Below are 13,534 nucleotides of genomic sequence, written 5' to 3'. Positions count from 1 at the left end.
CTAATGTTTTTTAAAAAAGATTTACCTGGCACTGAAATTAACTTTTTAGTTAAAACATGCGCATTATTAATTCATGCAGCTAAAATTGATGAAAATTATACTGAAAGTGAAGAAGAAATTATTAAAAAAACTCTTCTAGAATTAGGTGCAGACAAGAAAGGTATATCTAAAATTATTCAAGAGGCAAAAACTATTGAAGAAAATTCAAATCAAATATTAGATTTTACAAAAGAAGTAAAAAACTTACCTGAAACTGACAAAATTAAAATAATTGAAGCTCTATGGTCTATTATTTACTCTAACAATGAAGCTGATATTTATGAGACAAATTTAATGAGACGTCTAGCCGGTTTACTTTATATTGACAGTTCAACAATGGGCGATATTAAAGACAGAATTAAAAAAGAAAAATTATAATGACTTATATAGTTAATGATAAATGTATTAAGTGTAAATTAACTGACTGCGTTGATGTTTGCCCAGTGGATTGTTTTTATGAAGGCAAAAATATGCTTGTAATTAAACCGGATGAGTGTATAGATTGTGGCGTTTGTGAGCCAGAATGTCCAGTTGATGCCATTAAAGCAGATACTGAGTCTGGGAGTGAACAGTGGTTAGAAATCAATAAAAAATATTCAGAAATCTGGCCAAACATAAGTGAAAGAAAAGATCCTCCAACGGATCATGAAAAATTTAAAAATGAGCAAAATAAGTACGAAAAATATTTTAAAGAAAATCTTTAAAGCTAAACCTGAGAAAAAAGTGAAGAAGAAAGTTCCAATTAAAAAAGTGGCTAAAGCTAAAAAATTAGTAAAAGAAAAAGTAAAAACAACTAAAAAAGTTGTAATTAAAAAAACAACGAAAGTTTTAAAAAAAGTTGCTCCTAAACTAGGTAAGATAAAAAAAACAGCAAAAGCCTCTGAAACCAAAGAGGAGCCAAAAGTTGATAACTTAAGAATTTCTAAAAGTAATGAAATAAAACCTGAAATAAAAAAAGTTAAAAAACAAGAAACTGAAAAAAGAGAATATAAAATAAAAGACCACATTGTTTATCCAAAGCACGGCGTTGGTCAAATCACAGAATTTAAAAAGATAAATATTGGTGGTATTGATGTCGAAACATACGTCATAAAATTTGAAAAAGATAAAGCCAACGGTATGGTTCCAGTTAATAAACAATCTCACTTGAGACCTCTAGCAACAATCAATCAAGTTAATAAATGCATTTCCATTTTAAAAAGTAAGCCAAAAATTAAAAGATCTATGTGGAGTAGAAGAGCACAAGAATATGAAGCTAAAATTTCTTCTGGTAAAATTTATGAATTAGCAGAGGTAGTTAGGGATTTAAATAAAGGGGATGATCTTATGGTTGACCAATCTTATAGTGAAAGACAATTGTTTGAAAAAGCATATGAAAGAATTTTATCAGAGTTTCAAATTGTGTTAAATGTATCTTTAGAGGATACACAAAAGAAACTTGATAAGGCGTTAAAAAGAAATTTAGGTGGACAGGTACAACCAATAGCTTCTGCACCAAAATCACCTACAGCAGAATTACCTGTTGAAGAGCCTACAACTGATCCAGACGAAAATTTAGACGAATAAAAAAAACGCCTCTCATACAGTTTGTAATGAGAAGCGTTTTTAGTAAAGATTAGTAAATTACTATCTTTTTCTTTTTTTAGCTTTTTTAGCCTTTTTTGCTTTTTTCTTAGTTTTCTTTGCTGCTTTTTTCTTAGTTTTTTTAGCAGCTTTTTTTCTTTTCTTAGGCATCTTTAGCTCCCTGTTTAAGTTAAACGAATCAAGTTGATTCGCTAATACTATATTTTTATTTTTTTATGTAAGTTATGTCAATTCTTTAATTAAAACTGAATTTTTAAATAAATTTTTTATTTTTTATTTTTTATTTAAAATTTTATTTAATCAATTTAATTAATGTTTATGCGGATAATAAACACACTTAATAATAATATTTAATAAAGTTTTTCTAATTGATTTTTATATTTATTAATTATTTTAAATCTTTTTAATTTTAACGTTGGAGTCATTAATCCATTTTCAATTGTGAATTGTTCTTCAACAACAATAAATTTTTTTATCTTTTCTATTTTTGGTAAGTTTTTATTTATTATTTCTATTTCACGATCAATTTCGTTGTTAGAAGTTTTTTTAAATTCTTTATTTAAGATTAATAGAGCAACTAAATAAGGTTTACTATCTCCATATACTAATGACTGTTCTATAAAATTTATTTTAGCAAGATCATTTTCTATCTTAACTGGAGAAATATTATCTCCTCCAAGGGTAATTATAATATCTTTTTTCTATCAGTAATTTTTAAATATCTATTATCAAAATGACCAATGTCACCTGTATATAACCACTCATCTTTTAACACTTTATCTGTTTCTGCCTTATTATTCCAATATCCCAACATTACATTTTCTCCCTTGATCAAAATTTCTCCATCATTAGCTATTTTAACTTGATTTCCTGTGAAGGGAGGTCCCACAGTTTGAATTCTTATATCGTGAATTGGATTGCAGCTCACAACTGGAGAGGTTTCAGTTAAACCATAACCTTGCAGCGTTGGAAGTCCTATTGAGTTTAAAAATACTCCAACTTCCTTATCAAGTGCTCCTCCACCTGATATAAAAGCTTTTAATGATCCTCCAAATTGAGATTTTATTTTTTTTCTAACTAATTTTTCACAAACTAAATTTTGTAAAGACTCAAGTAAGGAAAATTTTTCTTTTAATAGTTTCTTTTTACCTAGCTGTAATGTTTTATTTATTAGATAATTTTTGAAACCCTTGGTCTTGTTAAAGCTTGTATCAATTTTTTGATACAAATTTTGATAAAACCGTGGCACAGCCGTCATTATATCAGGGCTACAATCACTCATATTCTTAATTAGTTTATCAATACTTTCTGCATAAAAAACCTGAGCACCAATTGCAATCTGAACAAATTGTACGGTATGTTCATATGAATGAGATAAAGGTAACCAAGTAAGAAATTTTGGTTTTACTGAAATGATTTCATTCAATAATGAAATTGATCCCTCACAATTACTTAGTATGCCTCCATGACTTAACATTACACCTTTTGGGTTACCTTGTGTACCAGATGTATAAATTATACATGCTAAATCTTTTCTTTTTATTTCAAGATTTAATAAATTCTTTTCTTTAAATTGTTTTTTTTTAAAAATATCTTTTATGCAAATTATTTTATGATCGTTTTTGAAGCTTTCAAATGAAATTATTTTCTTAATAAATGTTTTATTACTTATAAAATTCTTTATTTTTTTGTATTGATTTTCATCAGAAACAATTATTACTGATGGTTCGCAATCATCTATCAAATATTCATAATCTCTTTCGGTATAGGTTGTGTAAGCTGGAACTGTTACGCCTTTAGATAACATAATGGCTAAATCGGAAATCATCCACTCTGGCCTGTTTTCTGAAATTAACAAGCATCGATCACTATTATCAATAATTTTATCTAATTCTTCAGCCAACTTTAAAATATTTAGGTATGTATCTTGCCAAGTAAATTTCAAGTTATGGTCTTTTAGTGATTGAAGAAAAATTTGATCAGGTTTTTCTTTTACAAATTGATAATGAAACAATTCTAAAAGGTTATTATATTGATCTATATTCATAAATTCTTGGTGGGCGAAGAGAGAATCGAACTCTCACTTCTTGCGAAACACGATTTTGAGTCGTGCGCGTCTACCAGTTCCGCCATTCGCCCTTAATTATTAATAAAATAATATTTTAAATAGTATAAGAACTAAAATTATAATAAAACCAAAAAATGTTTAAAACTCTTTACCTAAAATGTTTAGATTTGGCTTCTCATAAAAATTCTAATTTTTTTTTAGGTATAGTTTCTTTCGCTGAAAGTTCTTTTTTTCCAATTCCTCCTGATGTTATGATCATTCCAATGGTCATTGCTAAAAAGATTAAATATATTAAGATTTTTATAATAGCGTCTATTTTTTCAGTTTTGGGTGGTATATTCGGATACATGTTAGGTGCTATATTTTTTGATATAGCAATGGGAGTAATTGAGTTTTATGGCTATGAAAACAAAGTTTCTGCCTTAAAAAATAGTCTAACACTTGAAGAAGGTTTTCTGGCTTGGTTAGGGATACTTTTTCTAGCTGGCTTTACTCCATTACCCTATAAAGTGTTTACTATTGCAAGCGGATTAATTGGTTTTAATTTATTAGGCTTTATATTGGTCAGCTTAATTTCAAGAAGTTTAAGATTTTTTATCATAGCTTATTTATCATATAGATTTGGTCATTTATTTACACAGTTCATGAGCAAATATGGTTCTAAATGGTTTACTATTGTTGGCATATTATTAGTTTTAATATTTGTTATTATATATTTAATTCACAAGTTAAATGCTTAGTCTAATTCAAAAAAATTTATTCAAAACTATTTTTCTAATTAGTTTAATTGCATTAATTTCAGCTTACTTTATTGAGCATGTTCTGGGCCATCAACCTTGTAATCTTTGTTTATTGGAAAGAATACCATATTTCTTTTCAATAATTATTATTATTCTAAATTTAAAATTTAATCATTTTGAAAAATTTTTTATTTTCTTATTAATAATAGTGTTTCTAGGTGCAACACTACTATCTTTATACCACTTCGGTATTGAGCAAGGCTTAATACAAGAATCACTTGTGTGTGATCTCCAAAATGCATCTGAAACTCTATCAAAAGAAGAAATACTCAAGCAATTGCAACAAAAAAGTGTTAGTTGCAAAGATGTAACATTTAAAATCTTTGGATTATCACTTACAACATTTAATATAATTATTTCATGTTTAATAACTATTATCTTAATAAAAATGTATTTTGAATATGACAAAAATAGATAAAAAAAAAATTGAAGAATTCATAAGAGTTGATCATGCTGGTGAACGTGGAGCAGTTAAAATATATGAAGGTCAATTACTTGCTCTTAATACATTTGTAAAAGATGAAAGTTTAAAAAAAACTATTGAGGAAATGAAAATACATGAAAAAGAACATTGTGAATTTTTTGAAAATGAAATTAAAAAAAGAAAAATTCCTCCGACAAAATTGTTGCCTCTTTGGGATTTGCTTGGCGTTGGTTTAGGTTTTGGTTCAACTTTACTTGGTAAAAAAGCGGCAATGCTGTGTACAGCTTCTGTGGAAGAGGTAATTGATGAACACTACTTAAATCAAATAAAACAGCTTGGAAGCAATGAAAGAAATTTAAAGAAAAAGATTACTAAATTTAGACAAGATGAGTTAAATCACAAAGATATAGCATACGAAAAAGGTGCAACAAAAAAGGGTGCATATTCAATTTTAGATTTAATGATTAAAACTGGTTCTAAAATTGCAATTAATATTTCTGAAAAAATTTAAGACTCTAACTCAACATCCCAATATAAATAATCCATCCAACTTTTATGCAAAAAATTAGGTGGAAAGTTTTTACCATTTTTGTGTAAATCTTCAGTTGAAGGTCTGTAAGGATTTTGATTAAGCGACATGCCTGAATATTTTAATAACTTTCCTCCTTTTCTCACATTGCACAAAGAACATGCGGTAACCACATTATCCCAATTTGTTTCACCTCCTTTTGATCTCGGTAACAAGTGATCAAAAGTAAGCTCTTCATTGCTTCCACAATATTGACAAGAAAACTTATCTCTTAAAAATACATTAAACCTTGTAAAACTAGGTTTTGATTGTGGTACGATATAATCTTTTAAAGCAATAACACTTGGTAATTTCATATCAAATGATGGACTTCTGATTGTTCGATCATAATTACTAACAATTATAACTCTATCTAGAAAAACAGATTTAACAGTATCCTGCCAAGACCATAAAGATAATGGATAATAGCTTAATGGTCTGTAATCAGCATTAAGAACTAAAGCTGGGCACTTTTCTAATGAAACATTTTGTTCAAAAAAATTATTCATTAACTATTTTTAACTTAGTTGAGTTATTTTATCAATAATAAGAGGTATTAAAATTTTTTTAAAATATAATTAAGAGCTGTACTTGATGCTTCCATAGGAATATGATGATCACAATTTTTAATTAATAGAGTCTCAACTTCAATATTATTTCTAATTAAAAAGTCTTTTGCTTCTAATAAACTTGTTGAAGGTACTATTTGATCTGACTCGCCATGTATCAATAAAGTATTTGTAGAATTTTTTATTCTATTTTTTAGATTATCCTGATCGATAATTTTTCCTGAAAAACCAACAATGCATGAAAATTTTTTCTCAGAAGTTAAACCCACATTAATTGACATCATACATCCTTGGCTAAATCCTGATAAACATATTTTATCATTGGTTAAATGAAATTCTTGCTTAATTTCGTGAATAAATTTTTGAATTTTATTTTCAGCCTTTATAGATTGTTCAAGGATGTATTCAGGATCATCCTTAGTTAAATCAAACCACTGAAATCCTGATGGATTAATTGAGCAAGTTTCATGTCCATTAGGACAAATAAAAACTGTATTTGGCATATGTCTTTTCCAATTTAAAGACAGCATGCTTATATCTTTGCCATCACCACCATACCCATGAAGTAAGATTATAGCATTTTTGATCTCGTTCCCATTTTCTGGTTTTATAATTATAGAGTTTAGGCAAAATGTCATAGTCAATTAATTATGTTTTTTATTTTTTAAAACACACTACAATAATTATATGATTTCAGGAATATTAGTTAAAATAATATCTATTGTACTTTTATTAGCAGTTGGAATTGTATTAATTTTAGGTATTGGAACTCTATTTAAAGGTGGAGAGACTAGTAAAAAATATTCTAATAAATTAATGCAATTAAGAGTTCTTTTGCAATTTATAGCAATACTTGTTCTTGTTGCGTTTGCTTATTTTTTTAAAAACTAATTATAATTTTTTAACCACTCAATAAATTTTAAATCATCAAAATCTATTGAACCCATAATCCTTGCGAATTCTTTACCCTCAGTATTAAAAAGTACTGTTGTTGGAACTCCACGTAGTGAAAGTTTTTTTGCTAAAGTTATTGGATTGTCAAAATAAGGTTCTAAATTTTTAATATTCAATTCTTGTAAAAATTTATTAACCTTTTTTAAATTTTCTTTTTCAATATTAATTACAAAAATTTTTAAATTATTAAGTTTTGGATTATTTTGAAGTCTATCCAATGATGGCATTTCTTCCTTGCATGGCTCACACCAAGTTGCCCAAAAATTCATTAAAACCAAGCTTCCATTAAAATCTTTAATATTAATTTTTTGATCTTTTTTGTCTAAAAAAATTAGATTATCGTATGTTTTTGGGTCTTTATGTATGACTATATTTTTTATTTCAGACAATTCATTTGCCGCAACATTTGTTATCAAAAAAATAAATAATATTAAGAATCTCATGTTAAATAGGTATAATTAAATAACATGAGAAAAAATAAAAACAACCAAGCAATTTGGAATACTAGAATTAAAAAAAGTTCTTCGACTTTATTTCAAAAAGTAGGTAGTTCTTTAGATATCGATAAGAGACTTTACCTAGAAGATATTCAAGGGTCCATTGCACATGTTGAAATGCTCTTTAAACAAAAAATTATTTCTTTTAGAATTAAAAATAAAATTATCTATGGTCTAAATAAAATAGAAAAAGAAATATCGAATAAAAAATTTGAGTTTAATAAGAAATATGAAGATATTCACATGAATATTGAAAAAAGACTTTTTCAAATAATTGGTGATGAAGCAGGTTATGTTCATACAGCAAGATCAAGAAACGACCAAGTTATTACAGATTTTAAAATTTGGATGAGATCTGCAACCAAAGAGATTAACTTTAATTTAGATAAAGTAATTAAAAGTACATTAAAATTAGCTGAAAAAAATATTAACACCATAATGCCTGGTTTTACACACCTTAAAAATGCTCAAGCTATTTCATTTGCCCACTATTTAATGGCTTATGTTGAAATGTTTAATAGAGACAAAAAAAGATTTAATAATAATTTAGATAGCTTAGATGAAAATCCATTAGGAGTTGCTGCTTTGACAGGCACTTCTTTTAATATAGATAGAAATTATACTAGTAAAAAACTTGGTTTTAAAAGACCAACAAATAATTCAATTGATACTGTTTCAGATAGAGATTTTGTTTTAGATTTTTTGTATAGTATTTCTGTATGTTCAATGCATATTTCAAGAATTGCAGAAGAATTAATCATATGGAGCTCAGATGGATTTGGTTTATTAAATTTATCAGATAAAATCGTAACAGGCTCCTCCATAATGCCACAAAAGAAAAACCCTGATCTTCTAGAATATTTAAGAGGAAAATCTGGGAGCAGTTATGGAAATTTATTCTCTATGCTTACGATTTTGAAAGGATTGCCTTTATCTTATTTCAAAGATCTTCAGGATGATAAGGAAATTGTTTTTAAATCTAATGACATTTTAATAAATAGTCTAAAAATATTTGATGAAGTACTTAAGAATTCTAGCCCTAATAAAAAAAGAATGCTTGAACTTGCTAATACGGGCTACATTACTGCAACAGATCTTGCAGATTATCTTGTAAAAAAACACTCCATGTCATTTAGAAAAGCTTATCAAAAAACAGCTGCTGTTGTTAATTTGGCTGAAAAGAAAAAAAAGAAACTTAATGAGTTAAGTTTAGAAGAATTAAAAAAAATTGAGCCAAAATTAACTAGCGATGTTTTAAAAGTGTTTGATTTAACAAATTCTGTAAATTCTAAAAAATCTTATGGAGGAACAGCTTTTGAAAATATTAAAAAAATGATAATAAAATATAAGAAACAAAAATGATTAAAAAAATTATCTTTACCTTTTTACTTAGTTGTTTATTGATCTCTTGTGGAAAAAAAGGAGATCCTGAATATAAAGATCCAAAACAAAAAGCTGAAATAAAAATCCTTACCAATAAGGCTTGATGAAATATATCAAAAAAATACTAACAATTGAAAAAGTAAAAGTTCGAGATATTGCTAAAAAATTTGATACACCAACTTATTGTTATTCTTATAATCAGTTAAAAAAAAATATTAATGACTTTAAAAAAAATTTTGAATCTTTTTCTCCATTAATCTGTTTTGCAATTAAATCTAATACGAATGTAAATTTAATTAGAGAAATCAAAAAATTTGGTTTAGGAGCAGATGTTGTATCAATAGGAGAACTTATGATGGCTCTTAAAGCAGGTATTAATCCAAAAAAAATTGTCTTTTCAGGTGTTGGCAAAACATCAAAGGAAATAGCGTATGCTATTGATAAAAAAATATTATTAATAAATGCTGAGTCTAAAAGTGAAATCAAAGAAATTGATAGAATAGCAAAAAATAAAAAAAAGAAAGTACAAATTGGTATTAGATTAAATCCAAATACAGATGCAAATACTTTAAGTCAAATTTCAACTGGTAAAAAAGAAAATAAATTTGGTGTAAATGAAAAGACATTTTTAGAGCTTGTTAATTACTGTACGGGTTCAAAAAATATTAGTCTAAAATGTTTAAGTGTTCATATTGGAAGTCAAATTTTAAACCATAAACCTTATGAAAAAATGCTTAATGTGATTGATAAAATTATTGTTAAAACTAAACATAACTTTGAATTTATTGACTTAGGTGGAGGAATGGGAATTTCTTATGGTGATAATAATAAAAAACTTAGTTACACCAAATACAATATTGCCATCAAAAAATTTTTAAAAAAACACTCTACAAAAATAATTTTTGAACCAGGAAGATCTATAGTCGGAAATATAGGTTTTTTAATTTCTAAAGTCATTTACATTAAAGAAAATGATGAGAAAGATTTTGTTATACTAGATGCGGCCATGAATGATTTGATGAGACCCGCTTTATATGGAGCAAATCACAAAACATTACCCTCAATCAAAACAAGTCGAAAATCAAAAAAAACCTATGAATTTGTAGGTCCCATTTGTGAGAGTACAGACAAATTTACGTCATTAAAAAATTTTCAGAAATTAAAGGAAAAAGATATTATTGTAATGTGTGATGTTGGTGCATATGGGATGTCATTAAGCTCAAATTATAATGTAAGGCCAAAACCAGCAGAATTACTAATTGAAGAATCAAAAATTAGAATTATTAAAAAAAGGCAAAAGCACAAAGATTTGATGTAGCTTTAATGATAAGAAACTTTATATTTTCAATATTCTTTTTTTCTGGAATAATTATTATTTCATTATTTTTTTTACCTGCTTTTCTTTTACCTCAAAAAGTTGTTTTATTTGGTGGTAAATTGATGGGTTATTGGACAAGCTTTTGTTTAAAGTTTTTTTTATCCACAAAAATAATAATAAAAGGTAAAGAAAATATTTTAAATAATGAAAAGTTTTTTATTGCTGCATCTCATCAGTCAATGTTTGAAACATTTTATCTTCAAACTATTTTCAATTCACCAGTTTTCATTTTAAAAAAAGAATTACTTTTAATTCCAATTTTTGGTTGGTATCTTAAAAAAATTGGATCAATATCAATTAAGAGAAATAAAGTTACCAAGGATAACTTGGGTTTCTTTGAAGATATCTCTAAGATAATTGATGAGTCTAAACGACCATTAATAATCTTTCCACAAGGTACTAGAGTTCTGCCAAGTGAAAGACCCCCTTTTAAAAAAGGTGCATCAAGAATTTATGAAGAATTAAAAATTTCTTGCCAGCCAGTTGCTATTAATTCGGGTTATGTTTGGCCTAAAAAGGGTCTAAAACATAGCAATAAAGTAATAACTATTTCAATCTTAAAACCAATAATAGCAGGTTACTCAAAGAAGGATTTTATCAAAATTTTAGAAAATAATATTTATGAAGAGCTTAATTTGTTAAACTAACCCTTCATAGGCATAACTACAAAAATACTATCAAAATCACCTGGATCTTTTATTAAAGCTGGTGAGCCTGTGTCATTAAAAAATATTTCAACTCTTTCTCCATCTAATTGCGAAGCAACATCAATTAAGTATCTTGAGTTAAAACTTATTTCTAAATCATGATCAAATTTTACATTTAATGTTTCTTTACCATCACCACTATTTGTATTATTGACCGAAAGGTCTAAAGTATCTTTTGATAAATTAAATTTAACCCCATCTTTTTTATCCAAAGATACAGAGGCAACTCTATCAACAGAATTTAAAAATAACTTTAAATCTATTTCTAGTTTTTTTTGATTATTCTTTGGTATTACCTGAATATAATTGGGAAATTTTCCATCAATGAGTTTTGAAATCAATATGCTATTATTTAACTCAAATTTTATCTTTGATTTAATGTTAGATACTTTAACATCTCCATCATAACTATCTAGCAATGAGCATAATTGAAAAATAGTTTTTTTTGGAAGTATAATTGGTTCAAAATCAATTTTTTGATCTAATCTTATTTTTGAAATGGACATTCTGTGACTATCAGTTGCTACAGCTGTTAAATAATTTTTATCCTCAACTTCTGTCTGATGAAAATAAATCCCACTTAGATAATGTCTTGTTTCATCATTAGAAACTGAAAATTTACATTTATTTAATAATTTTAAAAGCTGTTTAGATTTTATTGTAAATTCATTTTGATTAAAATTTTCATCAGTTAATGGAAATTCTGTTGCACTAATGCAATTTAAGTTGAATATAGATTTTTCTGACTCTACTTGTAATTTACTAACATCTGTCAAAGATAAATTAATTTTTTTTCCAGAAGAGAATTTTCTTATGATATCATACATAATTGAAGAAGTTGTTGTTGTTCTTCCTTCTTCTAATACTTCAACATTATTTAGTTGATGAATAAATATTAAGTCTAAATCTGTTGCTGTAATTGTTAATCTGGAATTACTTGCGTCTAATAAAATATTAGACAATATAGGTAGAGTGCTTCTCTTTTCAATTACACCTTGGCAATAATTCAATGCCTGCTGAAGATCTTGTTGATTTATGTTAAATTTCATTATCTTTATTATTATATAATATCTGGTTTTTTAATTTATTAATATTATCTACCATCTCGGGGTCTTTTTCTTTAATTTTTTCAATAGTTTTAACTGAATGTATTATGGTTGTATGATCCCTATTTGAAAACTCTCTTCCAATTTCTGGTAAAGATTTTGATGTCAAAATTTTTGTTAAATATATAGCGGTTTGTCTAGGTCTAACTAAATATCTGGATCTTCTTGATGAAAGCATTTCATTCTTACTTATTTTGAAGAATTTACATACTGTTGTTTGAATTAAATCTATTGTTACTTTATTTTCAGCCAGATTTAACAAATCTTTCAAAACAACCTTTGTTTCGGCCAAATTTGGAACTTTGTTGTAGATTCTAGAAAATGAAACTACTCTATTTATTGCTCCAACTAATTCTCTAACACTTGCTGTGATTTCAGTACTTATAAAATCTTGTATTTCTTTTGATACTTGTAGTTGGTCTGCATATAAATTATTTAATTCCTCAGTTTTTTTTTCAACAATTTTTTTTCTAAGTTCAAGATCAGGTTTTTGAATATCGACAACTAAACCACCAGAAAATCTAGACTTAATTCTATCTTGAATTCTTGATAGTTTATTTGGTGCTCTGTCAGCTGATACAATTATTTGAGAACCTTTATCTAATAATGCATTGAATGTATGAAAAAATTCTTCCTGCATCGCCTCTTTACCACTTATAAATTGAATATCATCAATTAATAAAATATCTGTATTTCTAAAATATTCCTTAAATTTAACCATATCATTAGCTTTGATCGATTTAACAAACTGATACATAAACCGTTCAGCTGATATAAACATTACTTTGTTATTTTTTTTAAGTTCAATTCCAATTGAGTTTAATAAATGGGTTTTGCCCATTCCCACACCACCATAAATGTAAAGTGGATTATAATGCGATATATTTTCTGAAACTTTTAACGATGCTTCATAAGCTAGTTTATTGCTTGTGCCAGTTATAAAGTTGTCGAATCTTTTATTTGGATCAATTCGATTATACTGCAGATAAGAATCTTTTATAAATGATACATTTTCACTTCTATCAGGTAATTGCTCACTAACATTTACATTTTCAAGATTTTGATCTGTATTTTTGTCATCAATTTTAAATTCAATTCTAATAATATCTTTTTTATATAAACGAATTATTTGCAAAATTTGATCAATGTATCTTGATGTAATCCAGTCTCTAATAAATCTTGTTGGAACAGACAATAATAAATAATTATTAAATTCATCCACAAAAGTAATTTTTTTAAGCCAGCTTTCATAAACATCTAGTCCTAGCTTATTTTTCATTTCAGACTGAACTAATTTCCAATCAAAATTTTCAGACTTAAAACTATTTAAATTATTTATATTTGTAGATTTATTCATAACTTTTAAGGAAATCTCAGTTAGAACGAAATAAAAAAATTTGCAACTACTTAATATTTTTTTTTAAAAATAAATTAAATCTATGATTGTAGAATTAATC

At 26.5% G+C, this 13,534-nt stretch carries 17 protein-coding genes and 1 tRNA gene; 10 read left to right on the top strand and 8 right to left on the bottom strand.

Annotation, left to right across the window (positions count from 1 at the left end):
• Window positions 1-3: 3 nt before the first annotated feature.
• The 3 genes from ACIJYG_RS00090 to ACIJYG_RS00080 are packed head-to-tail and all read left to right on the top strand — an operon-like array spanning window position 4 to window position 1,605.
• Window positions 4-417: a TerB family tellurite resistance protein gene (locus ACIJYG_RS00090; protein WP_435096954.1), complete on the top strand. Its 414-nt coding sequence runs from the start codon at window positions 4-6 to the stop codon at window positions 415-417.
• The gene (gene fdxA / locus ACIJYG_RS00085; RefSeq protein ID WP_435096952.1) at window positions 417-743 is read left to right on the top strand and encodes a ferredoxin FdxA; all 327 of its coding nucleotides are present in this window, start codon (window positions 417-419) and stop codon (window positions 741-743) included. The genes ACIJYG_RS00090 and fdxA overlap by 1 nt, the downstream gene beginning before the upstream one ends.
• Window positions 700-1,605 (top strand): CarD family transcriptional regulator, encoded by a 906-nt coding sequence (locus tag ACIJYG_RS00080; protein ID WP_435096949.1) that lies wholly within the window; start codon window positions 700-702, stop codon window positions 1,603-1,605. Before fdxA ends, ACIJYG_RS00080 begins: the two co-directional genes overlap by 44 nt.
• A gap of 368 nt (window positions 1,606-1,973) precedes the next feature.
• Here ACIJYG_RS00080 and ACIJYG_RS00075 read toward each other — a convergent pair whose 3' ends face one another.
• The 3 genes from ACIJYG_RS00075 to ACIJYG_RS00065 form a co-directional block, all read right to left on the bottom strand.
• Window positions 1,974-2,273 carry a hypothetical protein gene (locus ACIJYG_RS00075; RefSeq protein WP_435098865.1) on the bottom strand — a complete coding sequence of 100 codons (300 nt, stop codon included), beginning with the start codon at window positions 2,271-2,273 and terminating at the stop codon, window positions 1,974-1,976.
• A 35-nt stretch (window positions 2,274-2,308) separates the two neighbouring features.
• Entirely contained in the window at window positions 2,309-3,670 is a 1,362-nt protein-coding gene (locus ACIJYG_RS00070) for an AMP-dependent synthetase/ligase (RefSeq protein WP_435096946.1), read from the bottom strand.
• A gap of 7 nt (window positions 3,671-3,677) precedes the next feature.
• Window positions 3,678-3,762 (bottom strand) — tRNA-Leu (locus tag ACIJYG_RS00065).
• Window positions 3,763-3,825: 63 nt separating this feature from the next.
• Between ACIJYG_RS00065 and ACIJYG_RS00060 the strand changes: the two genes are divergently transcribed.
• Genes ACIJYG_RS00060 through ACIJYG_RS00050 form a run of 3 tightly spaced genes read left to right on the top strand, consistent with a single transcriptional unit; the run spans window position 3,826 to window position 5,426 of the window.
• Entirely contained in the window at window positions 3,826-4,431 is a 606-nt protein-coding gene (locus tag ACIJYG_RS00060) for a YqaA family protein (protein WP_435096943.1), read from the top strand.
• Window positions 4,424-4,909, top strand: coding sequence for a disulfide bond formation protein B (locus ACIJYG_RS00055; RefSeq protein ID WP_435096940.1), 486 nt, complete (start codon window positions 4,424-4,426; stop codon window positions 4,907-4,909). The genes ACIJYG_RS00060 and ACIJYG_RS00055 overlap by 8 nt, the downstream gene beginning before the upstream one ends.
• Complete coding sequence (locus tag ACIJYG_RS00050) at window positions 4,893-5,426, top strand: demethoxyubiquinone hydroxylase family protein (protein ID WP_435096937.1); 534 nt, start codon at window positions 4,893-4,895, stop codon at window positions 5,424-5,426. Before ACIJYG_RS00055 ends, ACIJYG_RS00050 begins: the two co-directional genes overlap by 17 nt.
• Here the strand turns inward: ACIJYG_RS00050 and ACIJYG_RS00045 are convergent.
• Window positions 5,423-5,992: an HNH endonuclease gene (locus tag ACIJYG_RS00045; RefSeq protein WP_435096934.1), complete on the bottom strand. Its 570-nt coding sequence runs from the start codon at window positions 5,990-5,992 to the stop codon at window positions 5,423-5,425. The two genes, ACIJYG_RS00050 and ACIJYG_RS00045, sit on opposite strands and share 4 nt — an antisense overlap.
• A gap of 47 nt (window positions 5,993-6,039) precedes the next feature.
• Window positions 6,040-6,690 (bottom strand): alpha/beta hydrolase, encoded by a 651-nt coding sequence (locus tag ACIJYG_RS00040; protein ID WP_435096931.1) that lies wholly within the window; start codon window positions 6,688-6,690, stop codon window positions 6,040-6,042.
• Between the two features lie 49 nt (window positions 6,691-6,739).
• Between ACIJYG_RS00040 and ACIJYG_RS00035 the strand changes: the two genes are divergently transcribed.
• Entirely contained in the window at window positions 6,740-6,943 is a 204-nt protein-coding gene (locus tag ACIJYG_RS00035; RefSeq protein WP_435088458.1) for a twin transmembrane helix small protein, read from the top strand.
• Here ACIJYG_RS00035 and ACIJYG_RS00030 read toward each other — a convergent pair.
• Entirely contained in the window at window positions 6,940-7,449 is a 510-nt protein-coding gene (locus ACIJYG_RS00030) for a TlpA family protein disulfide reductase (protein WP_435096928.1), read from the bottom strand. The two genes, ACIJYG_RS00035 and ACIJYG_RS00030, sit on opposite strands and share 4 nt — an antisense overlap.
• A 24-nt stretch (window positions 7,450-7,473) precedes the next feature.
• Between ACIJYG_RS00030 and argH the strand changes: the two genes are divergently transcribed.
• The 3 genes from argH to ACIJYG_RS00015 all read left to right on the top strand — a co-directional run bounded on the left by argH (window position 7,474) and on the right by ACIJYG_RS00015 (window position 10,911).
• A complete protein-coding gene (gene argH / locus ACIJYG_RS00025; RefSeq protein WP_435096925.1) occupies window positions 7,474-8,865 on the top strand; it encodes an argininosuccinate lyase in 1,392 nt (463 codons plus the stop codon).
• A gap of 124 nt (window positions 8,866-8,989) precedes the next feature.
• Window positions 8,990-10,204 (top strand): diaminopimelate decarboxylase, encoded by a 1,215-nt coding sequence (lysA, locus tag ACIJYG_RS00020; protein ID WP_435096922.1) that lies wholly within the window; start codon window positions 8,990-8,992, stop codon window positions 10,202-10,204.
• A 5-nt stretch (window positions 10,205-10,209) separates the two neighbouring features.
• Window positions 10,210-10,911, top strand: a complete 702-nt coding sequence (locus ACIJYG_RS00015) for a lysophospholipid acyltransferase family protein (RefSeq protein ID WP_435096919.1) — start codon at window positions 10,210-10,212, stop codon at window positions 10,909-10,911.
• Here ACIJYG_RS00015 and dnaN read toward each other — a convergent pair.
• The gene (dnaN, locus tag ACIJYG_RS00010) at window positions 10,908-12,020 is read right to left on the bottom strand and encodes a DNA polymerase III subunit beta (RefSeq protein ID WP_435096916.1); all 1,113 of its coding nucleotides are present in this window, start codon (window positions 12,018-12,020) and stop codon (window positions 10,908-10,910) included. The two genes, ACIJYG_RS00015 and dnaN, sit on opposite strands and share 4 nt — an antisense overlap.
• Window positions 12,010-13,434: a chromosomal replication initiator protein DnaA gene (dnaA, locus tag ACIJYG_RS00005; RefSeq protein WP_435096913.1), complete on the bottom strand. Its 1,425-nt coding sequence runs from the start codon at window positions 13,432-13,434 to the stop codon at window positions 12,010-12,012. The genes dnaN and dnaA overlap by 11 nt, the downstream gene beginning before the upstream one ends.
• Between the last annotated feature and the right edge of the window lie 100 nt (window positions 13,435-13,534).

It is taken from the genome of Candidatus Pelagibacter bacterium nBUS_27 (assembly GCF_051200985.1).
Classification (GTDB): domain Bacteria; phylum Pseudomonadota; class Alphaproteobacteria; order Pelagibacterales; family Pelagibacteraceae; genus Pelagibacter.
The sequence above is the reverse complement of the archived record's forward strand: the minus strand, read 5'-3'. Positions and strand labels throughout refer to the sequence as shown.